Source organism: Bradyrhizobium sp. Pa8 (assembly GCF_052588265.1).
In genome coordinates this window covers 183,746-202,759 of record NZ_CP176767.1, presented here as the reverse complement: position 1 = coordinate 202,759, position 19,014 = coordinate 183,746, and the positions used below count along the sequence as shown (strand labels likewise).

General features: G+C 64.0%; 16 protein-coding genes. 10 read left to right on the top strand and 6 right to left on the bottom strand.

All coding sequences use genetic code 11. The features are described from left to right. The first annotated feature begins 24 nt into the window (after positions 1-24). The 6 genes from ACKWRH_RS00870 (at position 25) to ACKWRH_RS00845 (ending at position 7,006) form a co-directional block, all read left to right on the top strand. Positions 25-1,710 carry a type I secretion system permease/ATPase gene (locus ACKWRH_RS00870; RefSeq protein ID WP_445222598.1) on the top strand — a complete coding sequence of 562 codons (1,686 nt, stop codon included), beginning with the start codon at positions 25-27 and terminating at the stop codon, positions 1,708-1,710. Beyond that, on the top strand, positions 1,707-3,068 hold the full coding sequence (locus ACKWRH_RS00865; protein WP_445218940.1) for an HlyD family type I secretion periplasmic adaptor subunit: 1,362 nt from the start codon (positions 1,707-1,709) through the stop codon (positions 3,066-3,068). Before ACKWRH_RS00870 ends, ACKWRH_RS00865 begins: the two co-directional genes overlap by 4 nt. Before the next feature lie 178 nt (positions 3,069-3,246). Next, positions 3,247-4,329 carry a helix-turn-helix transcriptional regulator gene (locus ACKWRH_RS00860; protein ID WP_445218939.1) on the top strand — a complete coding sequence of 361 codons (1,083 nt, stop codon included), beginning with the start codon at positions 3,247-3,249 and terminating at the stop codon, positions 4,327-4,329. A 74-nt stretch (positions 4,330-4,403) separates the two neighbouring features. Beyond that, entirely contained in the window at positions 4,404-5,357 is a 954-nt protein-coding gene (locus tag ACKWRH_RS00855) for a M23 family metallopeptidase (protein WP_445218938.1), read from the top strand. A 103-nt stretch (positions 5,358-5,460) separates the two neighbouring features. Further along, positions 5,461-6,276: a 4-hydroxy-tetrahydrodipicolinate reductase gene (dapB, locus tag ACKWRH_RS00850; protein WP_445218937.1), complete on the top strand. Its 816-nt coding sequence runs from the start codon at positions 5,461-5,463 to the stop codon at positions 6,274-6,276. A gap of 106 nt (positions 6,277-6,382) precedes the next feature. After that, positions 6,383-7,006 (top strand): 2,3-bisphosphoglycerate-dependent phosphoglycerate mutase, encoded by a 624-nt coding sequence (locus ACKWRH_RS00845; protein WP_014490847.1) that lies wholly within the window; start codon positions 6,383-6,385, stop codon positions 7,004-7,006. A 133-nt stretch (positions 7,007-7,139) separates the two neighbouring features. Here the strand turns inward: ACKWRH_RS00845 and ACKWRH_RS00840 are convergent, their stop codons facing one another. Together ACKWRH_RS00840 and ACKWRH_RS00835 are read right to left on the bottom strand one after the other, a co-directional pair. Further along, entirely contained in the window at positions 7,140-8,036 is an 897-nt protein-coding gene (locus tag ACKWRH_RS00840) for a methylated-DNA--[protein]-cysteine S-methyltransferase (RefSeq protein WP_038932694.1), read from the bottom strand. Positions 8,037-8,091: 55 nt separating this feature from the next. Next, positions 8,092-8,625: a DUF2244 domain-containing protein gene (locus tag ACKWRH_RS00835; protein ID WP_445218936.1), complete on the bottom strand. Its 534-nt coding sequence runs from the start codon at positions 8,623-8,625 to the stop codon at positions 8,092-8,094. A gap of 22 nt (positions 8,626-8,647) precedes the next feature. On the opposite strand from ACKWRH_RS00835, the gene nth reads away from it, so the two are divergent. From nth to ACKWRH_RS00820, 3 genes are read left to right on the top strand one after another with little or no spacing between them, the layout of a single operon-like run. Then, positions 8,648-9,430: an endonuclease III gene (nth, locus tag ACKWRH_RS00830; protein WP_445218935.1), complete on the top strand. Its 783-nt coding sequence runs from the start codon at positions 8,648-8,650 to the stop codon at positions 9,428-9,430. A 56-nt stretch (positions 9,431-9,486) separates the two neighbouring features. Further along, positions 9,487-10,623 (top strand): HlyD family secretion protein, encoded by a 1,137-nt coding sequence (locus ACKWRH_RS00825; protein ID WP_445218934.1) that lies wholly within the window; start codon positions 9,487-9,489, stop codon positions 10,621-10,623. Beyond that, entirely contained in the window at positions 10,610-12,238 is a 1,629-nt protein-coding gene (locus ACKWRH_RS00820; protein ID WP_445218933.1) for an MFS transporter, read from the top strand. Before ACKWRH_RS00825 ends, ACKWRH_RS00820 begins: the two co-directional genes overlap by 14 nt. Positions 12,239-12,268: 30 nt before the next feature. Here the strand turns inward: ACKWRH_RS00820 and ACKWRH_RS00815 are convergent, their stop codons facing one another. The 3 genes from ACKWRH_RS00815 to ACKWRH_RS00805 all read right to left on the bottom strand — a co-directional run bounded on the left by ACKWRH_RS00815 (position 12,269) and on the right by ACKWRH_RS00805 (position 16,464). Further along, on the bottom strand, positions 12,269-13,009 hold the full coding sequence (locus ACKWRH_RS00815; protein WP_445218932.1) for a sulfate transporter family protein: 741 nt from the start codon (positions 13,007-13,009) through the stop codon (positions 12,269-12,271). A gap of 191 nt (positions 13,010-13,200) precedes the next feature. Continuing rightward, positions 13,201-15,228, bottom strand: coding sequence for a S8 family serine peptidase (locus ACKWRH_RS00810; RefSeq protein ID WP_445218931.1), 2,028 nt, complete (start codon positions 15,226-15,228; stop codon positions 13,201-13,203). A gap of 63 nt (positions 15,229-15,291) precedes the next feature. Then, positions 15,292-16,464 carry a phosphorylase family protein gene (locus ACKWRH_RS00805; RefSeq protein ID WP_445218930.1) on the bottom strand — a complete coding sequence of 391 codons (1,173 nt, stop codon included), beginning with the start codon at positions 16,462-16,464 and terminating at the stop codon, positions 15,292-15,294. Between the two features lie 287 nt (positions 16,465-16,751). Here ACKWRH_RS00805 and ACKWRH_RS00800 point away from each other — a divergent pair, with 287 nt between their 5' ends. Further along, complete coding sequence (locus ACKWRH_RS00800; RefSeq protein ID WP_445218929.1) at positions 16,752-18,395, top strand: S53 family peptidase; 1,644 nt, start codon at positions 16,752-16,754, stop codon at positions 18,393-18,395. A gap of 169 nt (positions 18,396-18,564) precedes the next feature. On the opposite strand, the gene nikR is transcribed toward ACKWRH_RS00800, so the two are convergent. Beyond that, positions 18,565-19,011, bottom strand: coding sequence for a nickel-responsive transcriptional regulator NikR (nikR, locus tag ACKWRH_RS00795; protein ID WP_028148816.1), 447 nt, complete (start codon positions 19,009-19,011; stop codon positions 18,565-18,567). Positions 19,012-19,014 lie beyond the last annotated feature (3 nt).

Here is a 19,014-nt window from a genome sequence, read left to right as displayed (position 1 = left end):
TTGATTCCGGGACGATTCGCATTGGTGTGGATCGTCTGCTTCAGCGTGTCCGTAAACCTGTTGCTGCTGGTCGTACCTTTCTATTCCATCGAAGTGTTCGACCGCGTGCTCAGCAGCGGAAGCGTCGAGACGCTTGTCGGCCTCACCGTCATCGCCGTCGGCGCTCTCGCCTTCAGCGCCGCCTTCGACACGTTTCGTAACCGCCTGTTGAGCCGGTTCGCGGTCGGGTTCGAGCACTGCCTCGCTCCGATCATCCTTGAAGGCAGCATCACCGGCGCGGCGCCGGGCGACGGCCGGCAGCACGATCTGGTCAAGCTCCGCGAGTTGAGAACTTTCCTGTCGAGCGGAACGGTCACATCGCTGATAGATGCTCCGTTCCTCCCGGTGTTTATTCTCATCCTGTTCTTCCTGCACCCCTGGTATGGCGTCATAGCCCTGATCGGGGTCGGGGTCCTGCTGGCGATGGGGGGTGCAAGCCACTGGATCGCGCGCGGCGAAATTGCGCAGGCTTCGCAGGCCGCGTTGAAGACGCAGGCGTTGCTCGATGGAATCGTCCGGCACTCCAGCGTGGTGCGGGCGATGGGCTGGACCCGGGGCGCCATCCGCGCATTCATGAGCCTCAATGATGAAGCCCTGTCTCCGGTGGTGCGGGCCAGCGAGCGCATCTACACGATAAGCGCCGCCGCGCGAATGGTCAGGACCATTCTGCAGATTGCCGCGATCGGATGCGGTGCTTGGCTCGTGCTCCAGAACGAGGTGCTGTCCGGCAGTCTGATCGCGAGCTCTATCCTGATAGCGCGCACATTGCAGCCCATGGAAGGGTTGGTCTCGGCTTGGCGCGCGTTGGCATCTGCGCAGGACGCGTGGACGCAGGTCTGCAACGCCGCGATGCCGGTGCTTGCGCGACCGCGGAAGACGTTGCTTCCACCGCCAGCCGGCATCCTCCAGGTCGAACGGGTGACATTCCGGATTGGCGGGACGCCGCGTCCCATCCTCGCGGGCATATCCTTTCAATGCCGGCCGTCCGAACTTGTCGTCGTGATCGGACCGACCGGCGCCGGAAAATCCACATTGCTGCGCTTGATGGCAGGCCTCGAGCGGCCGACCACCGGTACGATCCGATTGGACCACGCAGCACTCCATACCTGGGATCCCGACCAGCTTGGGCAATTCGTCGGCTATCTCCCCCAGGACGTGCAGCTCCTGGATGGAACGGTGGCCGAGGCCATTGCCGGGTTTGATGAATGCGCACGGGACGAGGCTATCGTCGCCGCGGCCATGCTCGCGCAGGCGCATGAGATGATCCTGTCCCTTCCGGCCGGCTACCAGACCGAGATCGGCCGCGACGGCTGCAGGCTATCCGGTGGCCAGCGTCAGCGCATTGGTCTTGCACGCGCCTTCTTCGGCGATCGCAAATTGATCCTGCTGGATGAGCCCAATGCCAATCTCGATCCGGACGGCGAAGAAGCGTTGTGCTCCGCCATTCAATCGGCCAAAGCGCGCGGCGCGGCGTCGGTGATCGTCACGCACCGGCCGCGGCTGTTGACCATCGCCGATGCCGTGCTGCTGTTGCGGGACGGCAACCAGATCGCCTTCGGACCGCCATATGATGTTCTTCGCGCCCAGCGGCCGGCACCGGTACCGGGTTCGGCAGGGCTCCCTCGCAATGTCGAGCCTCAAAGGCTGCCGAGCAGGAGGGTCATTCCATGATGCAGACCGGTCATGCGTCCGCGATGTCCGCGCCTGTTGCCGGCCGGTCGAAGACGTGGCCGACGGAGCAACCGAGATCCGACATGCGACGGATCATCGCATGGGGCTGTGTATTGCTCGTCCTGCAATTTTGCGGCTTCGGCTTGTGGGCGACCACCGTTCCGCTCCGCGGCGCCGTCGTGGCACCAGGATTCATCAAGGTCCATTCGAAGCGCAAGGCGGTGCAACATCTGGAAGGCGGGATCATCAAATCGATCTATGTCCGGGAGAACGATCACGTCGAAGCCGGTCAACTCATTGCACGGCTCGACACCGCGCAGATCGAAGCGACCCTTGGTTCCCTCGAAACGAAGTTCTTTGCCGACCTGGCAATGGAGGCCCGTCTGGCGGCGGAGCAAGACGCCGCGAAGTCAATCCGGTTTCCGGACGAATTGCGGCAAAGTGCGACCCGTCTCTCCGCACGTATCGCCATTCAAACCCAGGAGGCCGAATTTGCCGCGCGACTGGCCGCGATTGAGAACGAGCGCAAGGTGATCGATCAGCAGATGCTGCAAAACGCGGACACCATCCGCGGCCTGCAGAGCAACACCCAAGGACTTGAACAGCAGCTCAAGCTGTTGCGAGAAGAGATCGCCGACACGAGTTATCTCCTCGCAAAGGGCCTCGCCCGGAAACCACGTTTGCTGGCCTTGCAACGCGCCGAAGCGGAGGCCGCTGGACAGGTCGATCGCAATGCCGCGTCAATCTCGGAGATGCAGGGCAAGATCGCGGAGTTGCAGGACAGACGCCGGCAGTTGGGGTTCAACCAAAATCAGGATATCGCCAAGCAGCGGCATGCGACGAGCGAGGAAATCGGCGACCTCAGACATCGAATTGCCGCGTTGCGTGCCCAGCTTGCCCGGTCTGAATTACGTGCCCCGGAAAGTGGAAGGATCGTCGGCCTCAACAGCAGGGACCTCAATGCCGTGCTTGGACCTCGGGAAACCCTTTTGGAAATCGTTCCGACGCAAGATCGGCTTGTCATCGAGGCGACATTGAAGCCTGCCGATCGGGAAGAGGTCTATGTCGGACAGATGGCGCGCGTGCGGGTTCACGCGCTGAACATTCGCCGCCGGCCGATGCTCGAGGGAAGGGTCGTCGGCGTTGCGGCAGACGCACTGACCGACACCCGTTCCGGCGACAGCTCCTATTTGGCCGAGGTTGAGCTGGACGCCAACGCACCGACGGCCTCCTACATCTCCACATTGATGCCTGGAATGCCTGTCGAGATATTTGTCGAGACGGGGGAACGAACCTTTGCGGAATATCTTTTGCAGCCGATGACGTTACGGATCAACCGTGCGTTCAGGGAGAATTAAGCGCTGGTAAGGGCTGGGCCGGCCTATGAGGGAGGCGACCGTGCATGAGTGCAGTAAGGCACTACCTTCCGCACAGGATGATTTTCGTTCCGATTGCGTCGAGCGCGCCTCGAAGCAAGGCAATGACGGATGCGGTCCGTCAGGGTCTTGTCCGGAGCCGCGCCCACAACAGGCCGCAATGGAATATTTCGCGAAGGCGATGGCGGAGTTGCTCGGTTGCCGGAGCTGCTACGTAGCCATGCTCTCCGCCTCCGGGCTGGAAGAAGCCAGAATCGGAGACGCTCCTACCGACCCGTCATGCGCGACGATGGTTGAGCGATTTGCGCGCAAGGGCACCGCCGAGGATGTCGCCTCGCTCGAGCCGATCAATTCCCGGACCTCCTTCGTCCGCAAGTTGATCGGCGCGGAACCCCCGGTAAAGAGTCATTCGGTCATTGGCAGGTTTGCTTCCGATGATCGAACCACGGTCGTATTCGTGGCCGGATGGCGACCGGCCGCGCTTGCGGCCTCGGAGATTCCCGGTTTGGCGCATACCGTGCGCCCGTTATGGAAGGCCGCTCATTCACTTGCCCGGCAAGCGCCGGGGCAGGTCGATGCGCAACTCTGGCTCGAAGAGCTGACCTTTCCCGCCATCGTCGTGGACCAGGGCCTGCACATTTACGCAGTCAATCGTGGTGGACGCGTGCTGCTTGCCAAGCGCGAGCTGCTCAGGATTGATGGAGGCAGGCTCGCTGGCTCATGCGCTTCCGTGACCGAAAGCTTGCGGGGGGCAATCGGGAAAGTGCTGATCGAGAGCGGGACTCATGGATGGTTCAACACTACGGTACCGCTCTCGATGGATCGTCAGCAGTTCGCCTTCGCCAAGATCGGCGCTGTTCCAACGCATGACAAGCTGGGACAGGCCCTCGTCGTCGTGCCGCAATTCGATGACGTGCAGGGCGCGCACTGCATTGCATCTGCCTTCGGGTTGAACTGGGCTGAGGAAAGAATCGTTGCCCGGATTCTTCAATTCCAATGCCCTCGCGATATTGGAGCCGAGCTTGGGCTGACCGAGGCAACGGTGCGAACCTACACCAAGAGGATCATGCTCAAATTGGGGATCAATCGACAGTCGGAATTCTTTCTTCTGTATCATCTCACCCAATCGCCTTTTGGTGCTGGCAGGCGCGAGAACTGGGTGAGCCGACCGCCCTCCGACGGTCGATTGGACGAAGAGGGTCCGATGAGATTGCGGACGGCCGGCAAGCATTCGCCTGACTGAGTACGGGGTTCTCCGCGATGTCGAGGCGAATGAGCTGCGCAGGTTTGCTCTACCGAGCGTTCGCTGCCCTGGCATTGGCCGGGGCCGGCTTCCCTGCCCATGCCCAGAGCATTCAATTGTCACTTCCGATTGCCTGCGAGCCTGGCCGTACCTGCTACATCCAGAATTACACGGATCTCGATCCGTCGCGGTCGGCGCGAGATTACAAATGCGGCACGCTGACTTATGACGACCACAACGGCACCGATTTTCGTTTGCCCTCACTGGCAGTGCAAAAGGCCGGCGTCGACGTGCGCGCAGCGGCGGGCGGCCGCATTCTTCGTACACGCAATGACGCTCCGGACGGCGCTTTCACAAAATCGGGGCGCGAAGCGGTGCGCGAGGCCGAATGTGGCAATGGCGTCGTCATCGAACATCCGGAGCAGTGGGAAACCCAGTACTGCCACCTCGCCGCCGGCAGTGTGTTGGTCAAGCCCGGAGACAAGGTCGACCTCGGACAGCCGATCGGCCGTGTCGGACTCTCCGGCCTCACGGAGTATCCTCACCTGCATTTCACCGTGAGGCACAATGGTGCGGTCGTCGATCCCTTTGCGTATGGCGTTCGTCCCGCGTCTTGCGAGGGCGGTCAATCGCTCTGGCTTGCTGCCCTCCGCCCGAAACTCGAGTACCAGGAACGAGCCATCCTCAATGCGGGTTTTACGACGGGGCCGGTCACGATGGAACTCATCGAGGACGGCAGCGCCGAGAGCCAAATGCCGTCCGCCAGTTCGACGGCGATCGTCGCGTTCGTGCGGGCTATCGGGCTGAAGGCGGGCGATGCGCAATGGCTGGTCATCAAGGATCCCCTCGACAACGTCATCGCGGAAAATCGGTCTGCACCACTTCAGGCCAACAAGGCGCAATTCATGCTCTTTGCGGGAAAGAAGCGACCTCCCGGGGGGTGGGAACGCGGCTCCTACAAGGCCACTTATGTTGTCGAGCGCGATGGCCAGATCGTGCTCAGGAAAGACCTGGAGCTCGTGCTCTAGCATTGCGACCGTGCTCGGGGAGACCCGCGCCAAGGGCCTTTTGAAGGCCTGATCGGTTGCCGGAACGGCCCGCTCCCGCTATAGGGCGTGGAGAGGGTGAACCATGTCCGATATGCGTTTGATTGTTGCTGGAGCAGGCGGCCGGATGGGCCGGGCGCTGGCACGAGCCATTGCCGACACCGAAGGCGCGGTGCTGGCGGGAGCCCTGGAGGCGCCCGGCTCGGAGCTGCTCGGCAAGGATGCCGGCGTGCTCGCGGGCCTGCCGGCCAACGGCATCAAACTCTCGGCCGATCTCTGGGCGATGTCGAAGGACGCCGACGGCATCCTGGATTTCACCGTGCCGGCGGCGACCATCGCCAATGTCGCGATCGCGGCCGAGCGCGGTATCGTGCACGTCATCGGCACCACCGGACTGTCGGCCTCCGACAACGCCGTGATCAAGAGCGTCACCAACCGTGCGGTCGTGGTGCAGTCGGGCAATATGAGCCTGGGCGTCAATCTGCTCGCCGCGGTGGTCAAGCGCGTCGCCAAGGCACTCGACGAGAGCTTCGACATCGAGGTCGTGGAAACCCATCACCGCATGAAGATCGATGCGCCCTCGGGCACTGCGTTGATGCTGGGCCAGGCCGCTGCCGCCGGCCGCGGCATCTCGCTCGAGGAGCATTCGGACCGCGGCCGCGACGGCATCACCGGCGCGCGCAAGCCGGGCGACATCGGCTTTGCCTCCTTGCGCGGCGGCACCGTCGCCGGCGAGCACAGCGTGACCTTCCTCGGTCCGTTCGAACGCCTGACGCTGTCGCATCTCGCCGAAGACCGCATGCTGTTCGCACACGGCGCGCTCAAGGCGGCGTTGTGGGCGCATGGCAAGAAGCCGGGGCACTACTCCATGGCCGACGTGCTCGGTCTCGCAGACATCTGAGCGAGCCGGAGCATGAACCGGACCCGAAGGGCCGCGTTAGCGCAAGATGTGAAGCGCCTTTCCGCCAAGATCATTCCTCAACAATAACCTGAATGGAAAGCAGTCAATGAGCGAACGTCTCCTCGTGCTCGTGCGCCACGGTCAGAGCGAGTGGAATCTGAAGAACCTCTTCACGGGCTGGAAGGATCCCGATCTCACCGAGCTCGGCGTGAAGGAAGCCACGGAAGCCGGCCGCAAGCTGAAAGCGCAGGGCCTCGTGTTCGACGTCGCCTACACCTCGGTCTTGACGCGCGCGCAGCACACGCTCGATCTCATTCTCGGCGAACTCGACCAGAAGGGCCTGCCGACCTCCAAGGACCTCGCCCTGAACGAGCGCGACTATGGCGATCTCTCCGGCCTCAACAAGGACGACGCCCGCAAGAAATGGGGCGAGGATCAGGTGCTGATCTGGCGCCGCTCCTACGACGTGCCGCCGCCCGGCGGCGAAAGCCTGAAGGACACGCTGGCGCGCGCGCTGCCCTATTACGTGCAGGAGATCCTGCCCGGCGTGCTCAACGGCAAGCGCACGCTGGTCGCCGCCCACGGCAACTCGCTGCGCGCGCTGATCATGGTGCTGGAAAAGCTCTCGCCCGAAGGCATTTTGAAGCGCGAGCTCGCGACCGGTGTGCCGATCATCTACCGGCTCAATGCGGATTCGACGGTGGCGTCGAAGCTGGATCTGGCGGGCTGAGCTGCTGCGGAATCGTAGGGTGGGTTAGCCCTGCAGATGCGCAAAGCGCATCTGCTCGGCGTAACCCACCTCTTTGGTTTCCGTGGTGGCAGAAGTGGTGGGTTACGCCTTCGGCTAACCCACCCTACGAAATCTACTGCATCCCCAGCTGCCCGGCCTCCCAGCCCAGCATCGCCTGCTTGCGGGTGATGCCCCAGTGATAGCCGGTGAGCGTGCCGCTCTTGCCGAGCGCGCGGTGGCAGGGCACGACGAACGAGACCGGGTTCTTGCCGACCGCAGCGCCGACGGCGCGTGAGGCCTTCGGGCTGTTGATGTTGCAGGCGATGTCGGAATAGGACACCGCGCGCCCCATCGGGATCTTCAGCAGCGTCTCCCACACCCGCACCTCGAAATCGGTGCCGATCATGACGACGCGCAACGGCTGGTCCGGCCGCCACAGCTTGGTGTCGAAGATGCGCTGTGCGAGCGGTGCGGTGCCTTCGTGATCCTCGACGTAAGTTGCGTTGCGCCATCGCCGCGTCATGTCGGCGAGCGCGACCTTCTCCTCACCGGGGTCGGCGAACGCTAGGCCTGACAGGCCGCGGTCGGTGGCGATCACGATCGCCGTGCCGAACGGCGAAGGATGGAAGCCATAGCGCAGCGTCAGGCCCGCGCCGCCGTTCTTCCATTCGCCGGGCGACATCGCTTCATGGGTGACGAAGAGATCGTGCAGCCGCCCCGGTCCAGAAAGACCTGAGTCGAGCGCGGCATCGAGAATGCTCGCGGAGTCCCGCAACAGACCCTTGGCGTGATCGAGCGTCAGCGCCTGCATGAACGCCTTCGGCGTGATCGAGGCCCAGCGACGGAACAGATGGTGCAGCTCATCCGGCGTGACGCCCGCCGCATCCGCCATCGCTTCGATGGCCGGCTGGGTGCGCCAGTTCTCCGAGATGAATGCGATCGCCCGGCGCACGGAGTCGTAATCGCGCAACGCGGCGTTCTGGGAGCCCGGCTTGGCCAGGCGCTGGTCATTTATGGCGAGTGTCATCATGGGTGGAAATGTAGGCGTGGCGCCGGGCCGAAACCACCCGATTTCCGATCCGGACTCAGGAGATCGGGTTGTAGGTCGGGCCGCGCTTGGCAGCGTTCAGGGCCTCAACCAAGCCTTTGTAAAAACTTGCCTTTTCGTCCGGACCCAGGAAGCGGGCGATCTGGATCTGGTGGCCGCGCGAGATCAGATAGAGATGCTCGATGCCAAAATCCTCGTCGACCTCCATGTCGAGGCGGACCCAGAGCGGATTGAACGTCCATTCGGCGACCTGGCCGCGATGACTGACGCGCCGCACCCGCAATTCGGACGCCGTGACCGAAATCTCCTCGCGCGCCCGCGCGGTGCGGAAATTGGCCTTGAAGGCCCACCAGATCACCAGCACGTCGAGGCCGAAGAAGCCGAAGACCGGCCACGCGCCCATCATCAGGAAGGCGAGGCCGGTGGCAAAGCTCACCACGCTCAGGAACAGCATCACGGCGAGGAAGCCGGTGCGGTTCAGCGAGCGGTGCGGCGTCAGGAGCGCGGAGTAGATCTGAGGCTCCGTCCCGCTTTCAGATCGCTCGCGCTCAATTTCGTTGCCTGTGCTCATCGTCCCTCAGTATATCCCGATCATGGCGAAAATCACCCGCAAGCCGGCCCCGCGCAAAGCGTCCGTGCCGAAGAAAAAGGCAAAGGCCACTGTTGCGAAGCCCAAGTCCGCTAAGAAATCGGCTCCCGCCAGGAAATCGCTCAAGGCCACAAGACCCGATGCTACCAAACCTTGGACGCCGGCGGAGATCCACGAGGTCTTCAGCCGTTTCCGCAAGGCCAATCCGGAGCCGAAAGGCGAGCTCGAGCACGTCAATCCGTTCACGCTGCTGGTCGCGGTGGTGCTGTCGGCACAGGCCACTGATGCCGGGGTCAACAAGGCGACGCGCGCATTGTTCGAGATCGCCGACACGCCGCAGAAGATGCTCGACCTCGGCGAAGAACGCTTGCGCGAATCCATCAAGACCATCGGCCTCTATCGCACCAAGGCCAGGAACGTGATTGCGCTGTCGGCAAAAGTGCTCAGCGAATTCGGCGGCGAGGTGCCGCGCACGCGCGCCGGGATCGAATCACTGCCGGGCGCCGGGCGCAAGACCGCCAACGTGGTGCTCAACATGGCCTTCGGCGAGCACACCATGGCGGTCGACACGCATGTCTTTCGCGTCGGCAATCGCACCGCGCTCGCTCCCGGCAAGACGCCGCTCGAAGTCGAGCTTGGTCTCGAAAAGGTGATCCCGGCCGAGTTCATGTTGCACGCCCATCATTGGCTGATTCTGCACGGCCGCTATACTTGCCTCGCGCGCAAGCCGCGCTGCGAGGTTTGCCTGATCAACGATCTCTGCCGATGGCCGGAGAAGACGGTCTGAGGTGGCGCCGTCGTTTCGGGGGGCGATGTGAAGCAAGCCGGTTTTGGGGACATGTCGTGAGTCAGCAGGAACAAATCTCATCGCCACCGCCGGCCGCGGGACCGGCTCCACCGCCGAAGCCGACGCAGCGGCCGGCGAGCTCGCTCTGGAGCCGGCTCGCGATCCCCCTGTTCGCCGTGATCGTCGCGCTTGCCTTCGTGGCACTGGCGACGCTGCGCTTCGACGAATGGGTCGGCAACGCCGTGGTCCAGACCACCAACGACGCCTATGTGCGCGCCGATCTGACGCGGCTTGCAAGCCGCGTCTCCGGCGAAGTGCTGACCGTCGGGGTGACCGACTTCCAGCGCGTCAAGGCCGGCGATCTCCTGATCCAGATCGATCCCGCCGACTACCAGGCCCAGGTCGCGCAGTCCGAGGCCGCTGTCGCCGCCGCGCAGGCCGTGCTCGACAATCTGAGCAACCAGGTCGAGCTGCAATATGCGACCATCGCGCAGGCGCAGGCCGCGCAGCTGTCCGCGGAAGCGTTGGAAGTCGAGGCCCGGCAGGAGCAGGATCGCCAGAAATCGCTGACGCAGACGGAAGCCGGCACGCGGCAGCGGCTGGAACAGGCCGTCGCGGGCTACGCGAAGGCGCAGGCCGACGTGCGTGCCAGTCGCGCCGTCATCGCCGCGCAGCAGCATCAACTCGAAGTTCTGCAGGGCACCAAGAAGCAGCGCGCCGCCGATGTCGCGGCGGCCAAGGCGACGCTGGCGAGCGCGAAGCTGAAGCTCGGCTATACCAGGATCACCGCGCCGTTCGACGGCGTCGTCGGCGAGCGCCAGGTGCAGCCCGGCGACTACGTCAATATCGGCACGAACCTCATCAACGTAGTGCCGCTGCCGAAGGTCTATGTGATCGCGAATTACAAGGAGACCCAGCTCACTCATGTCGCGCCGGGCCAGCCGGTCGAGATCACCGTCGATAGCTTCCCGCGCGAGAAGCTGCGCGGCAAGGTCGAGCGCATTGCGCCCGCGACCGGCGCGCAAGTGGCCCTGCTGCCGCCGGACAATGCGACCGGCAATTTCACCAAGGTCGTGCAGCGCATTCCCGTGCGCATCCAGTTCGACGACAACCAGCCGCTGCTGTCGCGGCTGGTGCCGGGCATGTCGGTCGTCACCAGCATCGACACGAAGGCCGCGAATGGCGGAAAATGACGATGCCGGCCGCGGACCTCTCTCGCGCGGCGGCATCGCGCCACAGCCCTTGTTTGCCGTGGCGGCGGTGCTGCTCGGCTCGTTCCTCGCCAATTTCGACAGCCGGCTGACCACGGTCGGCCTGCCGGACCTGCGTGGTGCGTTCTCGCTCTCGTTCGACGAGGGCGCCTGGCTTTCGACCGCCGGAATCGGCTCGCAGATCCTGATTGCGCCGGCGGTGGCATGGCTCGCGACGGTGTTCGGCCTGCGCCGCGTGCTCGGAATCCCGAGCCTCGTCTACGCCGCGGTGTCGCTGATCATTCCCTTCGTGCATGATTATCCGACGCTGCTCGCGCTCAGCGTCGTGCATGGCCTGCTGCTCGGCACCTTCGTGCCTGCGACGCTCATGATCGTGTTACGAAACCTGCCGATCCGATGGTGGGTGCCGGCGATCTCGATCTATTCGATCCGGGTCGGCTTTGCGTTGGATACGTCGAGCTCGCTGGTCGGCTTCTATGTCGACCATCTCGGCTGGCAATGGCTGTACTTGCAGAGCGTCGTGATCGCGCCCTTGATGGGTCTGATGGTTTATCTGGGCACGCCGAGCGAGCCGGTGAACCGCACACTGCTGCGCGAGGCCGATTGGGGCGGCATGCTGCTGCTCGGCGCCGCGGTCTCGATGATCTATGCCGGCCTCGACCAGGGCAATCGCCTGGACTGGCTGGGCTCGGGGACGGTGATGGCGCTGCTCGTCAGCGGTGTGGTGCTGTTCGCAGGCTTCCTCGTCAACGAGTCGCTGGTGCGACAGCCCTGGGCGCATGTGAACGTGCTGTTCTCGCGCAATGTCGGGTTGGGGCTGGTCTTGATCCTGCTCTACACGCTGACCAGCCTCTCCAACTCGTCGCTGGTGCCGAATTTCCTCGGCAATGTCGTTCTGCTCCGGCCGGAGCAGAGCGGGATGTTGCTGCTAACCTATGGCGCGCTGCCGATGTTCGTGCTGGTGCCGATCTCGATCTGGCTGCTGCGGCATTTCGATACGCGGTTCGTCGTGGTGCTGGGCTTTGCCTGCTTTGCCGCGGCCAATCTCTGGGGCACGCAGCTCAGCCATGTCTGGGCGCGCGAGGATTTTGTCGGCATCGTGCTGCTCCAGGCGATCGGGCAGTCGCTGATCCTGCTGCCGCTCATCGTCACGCTGCTGTCGAACGCCGATCCGAGCCGCGCCACCTCCTTTGCCGCCTACATCCAGATCATGCGGCTCGGCGGCGCAGAGATCGGCATCGCGCTGATGGGAACGTGGCTGCGCGTGCGCGAGCAGGTCCATTCCTTCTATCTCGGCCAGAACCTTGTGGTCGGCGATGCCGATGTGGTGGGTAGGCTCAAGCAGCTCGCCGATTACTTCGCGGCCCATGGTACCGGCCTGGCGCAGGCGCGCGCGGTCGGCACGCTCGCGGGCCTGGTGCAGCGCGAGGCCAATGTGCTCGCCTATATCGACGGCTTCTGGCTGTGCTTCTGGCTCGCGATGGTCGCGCTCGGCGTCGTCGCGCTGATCACCCGGGCGCCACCGGGCCCGTTCACGCCGGCGCCGTTCGGTTTCGCCAAGATGCTGCTGCGCAAATGCGGGGCGCAAGTGAACTGAGAGGTGGGCTGACAGGTGAGCCGAGAGGTCTCACCGCATCTGCCGCGCGGGCTCGATCAGCTCGGGCCGCGGTCCCGACAGGCGCTTGTGCATGTGGACCATGAATGCCATGCCGAAGATCGGCGTCGCCAGATTGACGATCGGGATCGAGACGAAGGCGGCAATGAAAAGGCCGGCGGTGAAGATGGTCGCCGCATTGTCGCGCCGCATCGCCTTGGCGCCCTCCGGCGAACGGAAGCGCATCGCGGCGAGCTCGAAATATTCGCGCCCGAGCAGCCAGGCGGCGGCGACGAAGAAGATCAGGAATCCGGCACCGGCGAACAGGACCAGTGGCAAGGCGACCAGATAGACCACGATGGTCAGCAGCGCGGTCTTGACGCCCTCGTAGATCGCCTGGCTGAACGGCAGCGCAGCGCCCGGCCGCTCGGCGGGATAGTGCTCGCGCTCGACGATGTCGGCGACGTCGTCGACGAACAGGCTCGCCACCAGCGAGGTGATCGCAGGCATCAGGAACACGCCGCCGAACACGACGCCGAGGCCCGCCGCGATCGAGACGATCCAGGCGAGGACCTCGAGCGAGGAATGCCAGCTCGGCCCGAGCAGGCCTTCCAGCCAGACCTCGCCATAGGTCGCAAACCAGCTCAGGAGCCGCTGCAAGCCGATCGCCAGCACGATGATCAGGACCAGTGCAAGCCCGATCGATCGCCACAGAATCGAGCGCATCGGCGGCGAGATCAATTGCGACAGCGCCTTTACGGCGGCATCAAGCATCGGAATACCTCTCAGCAAAACCACCCGCGAGAGGTAGACATGCGCGGAAGGTTCGACAAGAGGTCGAGCCTTCCGGGACAGATTGCCGCGCCTGGAGCTTGGGTTCTGAGTGAATCAGAACGGAAGCTCGAGGCTCTTGCTCTGGCGCGTTTTCTTCACGCGAACCGGTAGCCACTTCGCTTGAGAACCCTCTAGCTCACCCTGATGACGAGGGCATAGTTCTGCGGTGCGACGGCGATGGAATGAGCGATGACCGAAATCACCGCTTCGCCGGGCGGCAGATTTTCGAAGCTGACCTGCTCCACATTATTTTTGCGGTCGAAGTCCTTCGAGCCGGCCGGCATGTTGCCATGGCGTTCCTGCTTGTTGGCCACCACGACGAGATCGAGGTCGCTTTGCAGGCCTTCACCGGGCGGATCGGTCCAGACCAGCGTGACCTTCAGGCGGCTGCTTCCCGCCGGTATCGTGACCGTGCGGTCTTCGCGGTCGCCGGCGTCCAGCTTCTTCCTCTCGTCGAAGAACTGCAGCTCTTCGTTCGCGGCATGGGGGCCGACCACGGCCTGAACGTCGACCCGGCCGAAGCCCTGGCTGTTGTTCGCGACGGACCCCGCCTCCGACGGATGGTATTGTCCGGCGAGACTGCGCGCTCCGTTGATGATGAGGGCCTTGAGCAGTGCGGCGCTCGGCGACTTCAGTCCCTGGCTTTTCCTCAGGAACGCCCGGATCACCGCGACCGACCCGGCCACCAGCGGCGTCGCCATGCTGGTGCCGCCCTCGAACATATAGAGCGGGTCTTGCGAGAGCTTCCATCCCTTCGATTTCGTCGCGCGGGAACGGGTTGACAGAATGAAGGATCCCGGCGCCACGACGTCGGGCTTGATGCGTTCGTCGTTGGTGGGTCCGCGGCTGCTGAACGCCACCATCCCTTCGGGATTGTTGGCCACACGATCGGAGCTGATCGGCGTGGCCGGAAAATCGTCTGGCCATGCCCTGCCGTAGGTCATGGCCTCGTTGGGACGATTGTTCTCGCATGCGCCGATGGTGAGGCAGTTCTTGGCCGTGCCCGGCGGCGTCACGGAGTTGGGGTCGACCTGGCCATTGCCATCCTTGTCGCTGCCCTCATTTCCGGCGGCGAAGCAGATCAGCATGTCGCGGTGCGCGTAGACGAACGTGTCGAGCTCGTTGGCCTGGGAGTCATACACGCCGAAATTTCCGACGCTGCCCCAGGAGTTGGAATGGATTCGCGCCTTGTCCGTCTTGTAGGGCGGACCGAACAGCGCATCGAGGCTGTCGGGCAGGCCGCCGAGATTGCCGCCGCTGTCGAGCACGGATTGCAGAACCAGCTTGGCGCCTGGAGCCGTGCCGCGGATCGGCCCGTCGCTTTTCGACACGCCGTCGCCGAGAGCGGAACCCGCAACATGGGTGCCGTGACCATCAGGATCGTCTTTGCGCCCGGGCCGCCCGAGCGCATAGAGTTTCTTGACGCGCCCCTTGAAGGCCGGGTGCGTGTTCGTGGTCGATCCCTTGTCGAAACCGGTATCGGCGATCGCGATGATCTCGCCCGCGCCTTCGCCGCCATTGCTCGGCGTCGCCGCGGGAACGCGAAGAATGCCCCGCGCGATGTTGTTGAGCAGCTTGCGGGGGAAGACCTTCTCGACGCTGCGCACCTCGTCGAGCGCCGCGACGTCGGCAAGACGGCGCATTTTCAGCGTCACACGCACCTTGGTGGTGCCCGGGACGACGTCGTCGAGCTGCACATGCGCCGCTTCCGCGATCTTCTTTGCGGCGGCCTTCACGCCGACATTGCGGTGGAGCATGACGTCGACGGTCACGCTGGTGCGGTCGAGCGCCGCCGGCCTTGCCGCAAGCGCGCGCGCCGCAGCGACGCCTCCGGGTTGGGTGTCCAGGTTGCGCAGTGCCGGCGCGATCTTCACGATGCCCGGGTAGAGGTCTGCCCATGTCACGAACGGCAGTTTCCGCACCTTGTCGAGCCCGGCCGCCGGAAAGTGACAGATGACGGCGCTGCCCGGGACGGCCTCCAGGATCTCGGCGCCGGCCTTGGCGAGCTGCTCTCTACGCTCGGCGTTGAGCGGCTGGTTGGTCTGCACGATGATGTAGTCGGATTCCTTCGCATTCGCATGATCCAGCGATAGCGCCGCGCGTTCCGCGTGCGGAGCCGAAGGATCGATCGTGATGCCGTTGATCGTGATCTGCGCCATGGCCGTTCCACTCTCCTTGATTGATCGTCCGTGCTTTGTCGTCTGCGCTGGCCGGATCGCTCGCTAACGCTCCGCCGCGATGCTGGCCCAGCAGGTGATGGCGCTACAGACCGTGCTCCAGCGGCCGAACCCCTTGTAGATCTGGGCGGCGATCTGCTCCTGCTGCTGCAGGGTGCCTTCGGCCTTGATCTGCGGATCGGAGACGTTCCGGATTGCGAGCCAGCGCGGTGCCTTGTCGCCCATCTCCTGCGCGACCAGGCCAAGGATGGCATCGCCCATTTCGGAGACGTCGCCGAGCCCCTGGAGATGGAAGTGGTCGTCCGAGGTGTCGAAGCCGAAAAAGTCGGTGGTGACCACGGAGAAGGACAGGCCGCTCGGCTTCACCACGAAGATCTTCGGCGCCCTTGTATTGTCCTTCGGCAATTGCCCGGCATTGGCCTTGAACAGCGTCTTGGCCTGCGCGAACTTCTTCGTCACGGCGGATCTGCTGGAAAAATGCTCCTGCGCGAACGGCTGCTTCTTGAACTTCGACAGGCAGTCGAAGCGAACGATCGGACTGACGACGACGTCGCCGACCTCGAATTCCTTGCCGATGCCGCCGGCCGTGCCCGTGGTGATGACGAGCGTCGGCTGCACCTCGGTGATGATCTGGCGCCAGACGTCGATGTTCGGCAGCTGCGGGCCGTCCTGCGACATGTGCGAGTCGGACTTGAAGATCACGACCTTCTTCTTGCCGATCGTGGTGGTCCAGTAGGTACCGAGCCGTTTCAGCTCCTTGGCCGGACACCCGTTGCGCATCTTCTTGGAGATGGCCGCGTAATTATGCGTATAGGGTACGTAATGGTTGCGGGAATCCTTGCCCGGCGTCAGCACGCGGCTGAGGGCGTGACCCTCGTCGACGGTCCAGGTCACGACCAGAACGTCGGCGCGTGGCAGCGGTCCCTTGCCGTTGCCCTTCGGCTTCGGCCCGGTTTGCGGCGCCAGCCCTTTCGGCCAGGTAATGTCGGTGAAGCGCGACAGCCCGGTCGAGGTCGAGAAGGCCATGAACTCGCGGCCCTCGCTCGACTCGGAATCGACATCGATGATCTCGCGCCGAAAGTCTTCGGTCGTGACCTTCGCGGATTTCTTCACCGCGCCCTTGGCCACGCGTTTCACCACAAAGGTGTCGGGCGGTGGCGGCGTCGTGATCGGATCGAAACCGAGATTTCTCTCAACCCATTTGCGGTCAGCACGCATCGCATTGTCTCCGCCAAATTGATTTTCAGACGTCTGATTTCGACGAACGTCTTCCGTTGGTCGGCCAGACGAGCCAACGGTTGCAATTTTAAATCGAAATCATTGTCGTCGAATGGTCGTGAATATTGACCGATTCCGTGCCGATCTAAGCCAGTCCGATGTTGCCCCTGCCAAACAAGAGGTTTCTGGAAAAAATATCGCTCAAATGCCTGAACCAATTTGGGCTTGAGATTACACCTATAGTTGAGGTGCGACAATCTGTCTTCCAATCACAAACGGAGGAAGTCATGGCAAGCTCGACCACGCGCGTGACGCTGGCGAACAGCGCACGGAAATTGCCGAAGGGGGCCAAGCTCGTCGGCGCGGCCGATCCCAAGCAAGAAATCGAGATCAGCGTTCGCCTGCGCGCGAAGCGTGCCGACGATGAGCAGGTTATGGCGCTCGGCGCGCAACCACCGCGCGAGCGCCAGTATCTCTCGCGTGCCGAGTTCGGCGCAGCGATGGGCGCGGACCCCGCCGACGTCGCCAAGATCGACGATTTCGCGCATCACCACGATCTCAACGTCAAGAGCGTGCATCTGGCGTCGCGCACCGTGAAGCTGACCGGGACGTTGAAGGCAATGAGCGCAGCCTTCGGCGTCAAGCTCAACAAGGTCAGATACGAAGGCGCGATCCATCGCATGCGCAAAGGCAGCGTGCAGATCCCCGCAGAGCTCGCAGGTATCGTGGTCGGCGTGCACGGCCTGGACAACCGGCCGGTGGCGCAACCCCACTTCCGCCGCAAGCTACCGCAGAAGGGCGCAGCCGCACGCGCCGCGCAGGGCGGCAGCTTCTCGGTCGACCAGATCGCCCAGCTCTACAATTTCCCCGGCGGAGAGACCGGCGCCGGCCAGTGCATCGCCATCATCGAGCTCAACGACATCGACCAGAAGGGCCATCCCACGGGCGCCGGCTACAAAACGTCAGACCTGCGCACCTTCTTCAAGAAGGCGGGCATCCCGATGCCGAAGATCGCACCCGCGAGCGTCGACGGCGGCGCCAACAAGCCCGGTCATTCGGAAGCCGACGGCGAGGTCGTGCTCGACATCGAGGTGGCCGGTGCGATCGCGCCCGGCGCCAGGATCGTGGTCTATTTCGCCCCCAACACCACCAACGGCTTCATCGATGCGGTCAAGGCCGCCGTCCACGACACCGCGCGAAAACCTTCGGTGATCTCGATCAGCTGGGGCGGGCCGGAAGACCAGGAAGGCTCGCAGCAATTCGTCGACGGCCTGAACGAGGCGATCCGCGACGCCGCCGCGATGGGCGTCACCGTCTGCGTTGCCTCCGGCGACAATGGTTCGGCTGACATGGGTGCGGACTGGGACGGCAAGCCACATGCGGATTTCCCGGCCTCGAGCCCGTTTGCACTCGCCTGCGGCGGCACCAATCTGAAGGCGCCGAGCGGCCATATCAACGAGGTGGTCTGGAACGGCGGGCCGCAGGGCGGCGCAGGCGGCGGCGGTGTCAGCGTCGTGTTCCCGCGGCCGCAATACCAGGCCCAGGCCCATGTGCCGAAATCACCGACGCATCACAACGGCCGCGGGGTGCCCGATGTTGCCGGCGATGCCGATCCCGCGACCGGCTACCAGATCTTCCTCAACGGCGTCGGCACCACCATCGGCGGGACAAGTGCCGTGGCGCCGCTGATGGCGGGGTTGATCGCCCGCATCAACGAGGCGACGACGAAGAAATTCGGCAAGACCGTCGGCTTCATCAACCCGCTGATCTATGCCTCGCACACGCAAGGCGTGTTCCGCGACATCACGGTCGGCAACAATGACATCACCGGCGATCTGCACGGCATGTACAAGGCCGGCCCCGGCTGGGATGCCTGCTCCGGCCTCGGCGTCCCCAACGGCGAAGCGCTGCAGAATTTGCTCTCGGCGTGAGGTTCTTCCCTCGTGGGAAGAGGCCTGACTCTCGTGTCCCGGACGCAGCGCGGCATGCAATGACGCGCTGCTGAGCCGGGACCCAGGAATTTGTGGCGAGATGAGCCCCGGCTCTGCAGAGCACCGCTGAAGAAGCGCTGCACTGCGTCCGGGGCATACAAGCTCCCCGCTACTCGTGCCGGTGGCCGTGCTTGCGCGCCTTCGCCTGCTTCCCTTCACCGGTCGGGATCATCACCACGCGGCCGTAGCGGACGCCGCGTTCGGCGATGATGTGGTCGGCGAAATGCCTGACCTCGCCGGCGTCGCCGCGCAGCGCCGTCATCTCCATGCAATTGTTGTCGTCGAGATGGACATGCAGGGTCGCCAGCGCGAGGTCGTGGTGGCCGTGGAATTCCTGCACCAGGCGTTTCGAGAGATCACGCGCGGCGTGGTCGTAGACGTAGACGAGGCCGGCGACGCAGGGGCCGGTCTGCGCGGTGTCCTCGGTGCTCTGTTGCAGGCCGGCGCGCGCGAGGTCGCGGATGATCTCGGAGCGGTTCTGGTAGCCGCGCGCTTCCGCCGCCGCGTCGATCTCCGCCAAAAGATCGTCCTCGATGGTGATCGTAATCCGCTGCATCAG

Coding starts and splice junctions, on each gene's coding strand:
- ACKWRH_RS00840 (WP_038932694.1), bottom strand. CDS start 8,036: ATGATGACACTCGCCATAAATGACCAGCGCCTGGCCAAGCCGGGCTCC.
- ACKWRH_RS00810 (WP_445218931.1), bottom strand. CDS start 15,228: ATGGCGCAGATCACGATCAACGGCATCACGATCGATCCTTCGGCTCCG.
- ACKWRH_RS00865 (WP_445218940.1), top strand. CDS start 1,707: ATGATGCAGACCGGTCATGCGTCCGCGATGTCCGCGCCTGTTGCCGGC.
- ACKWRH_RS00815 (WP_445218932.1), bottom strand. CDS start 13,009: ATGCTTGATGCCGCCGTAAAGGCGCTGTCGCAATTGATCTCGCCGCCG.
- ACKWRH_RS00835 (WP_445218936.1), bottom strand. CDS start 8,625: ATGAGCACAGGCAACGAAATTGAGCGCGAGCGATCTGAAAGCGGGACG.
- ACKWRH_RS00845 (WP_014490847.1), top strand. CDS start 6,383: ATGAGCGAACGTCTCCTCGTGCTCGTGCGCCACGGTCAGAGCGAGTGG.
- dapB (WP_445218937.1), top strand. CDS start 5,461: ATGTCCGATATGCGTTTGATTGTTGCTGGAGCAGGCGGCCGGATGGGC.
- ACKWRH_RS00860 (WP_445218939.1), top strand. CDS start 3,247: ATGGAATATTTCGCGAAGGCGATGGCGGAGTTGCTCGGTTGCCGGAGC.
- ACKWRH_RS00800 (WP_445218929.1), top strand. CDS start 16,752: ATGGCAAGCTCGACCACGCGCGTGACGCTGGCGAACAGCGCACGGAAA.
- nth (WP_445218935.1), top strand. CDS start 8,648: ATGGCGAAAATCACCCGCAAGCCGGCCCCGCGCAAAGCGTCCGTGCCG.
- ACKWRH_RS00820 (WP_445218933.1), top strand. CDS start 10,610: ATGGCGGAAAATGACGATGCCGGCCGCGGACCTCTCTCGCGCGGCGGC.
- nikR (WP_028148816.1), bottom strand. CDS start 19,011: ATGCAGCGGATTACGATCACCATCGAGGACGATCTTTTGGCGGAGATC.
- ACKWRH_RS00805 (WP_445218930.1), bottom strand. CDS start 16,464: ATGCGTGCTGACCGCAAATGGGTTGAGAGAAATCTCGGTTTCGATCCG.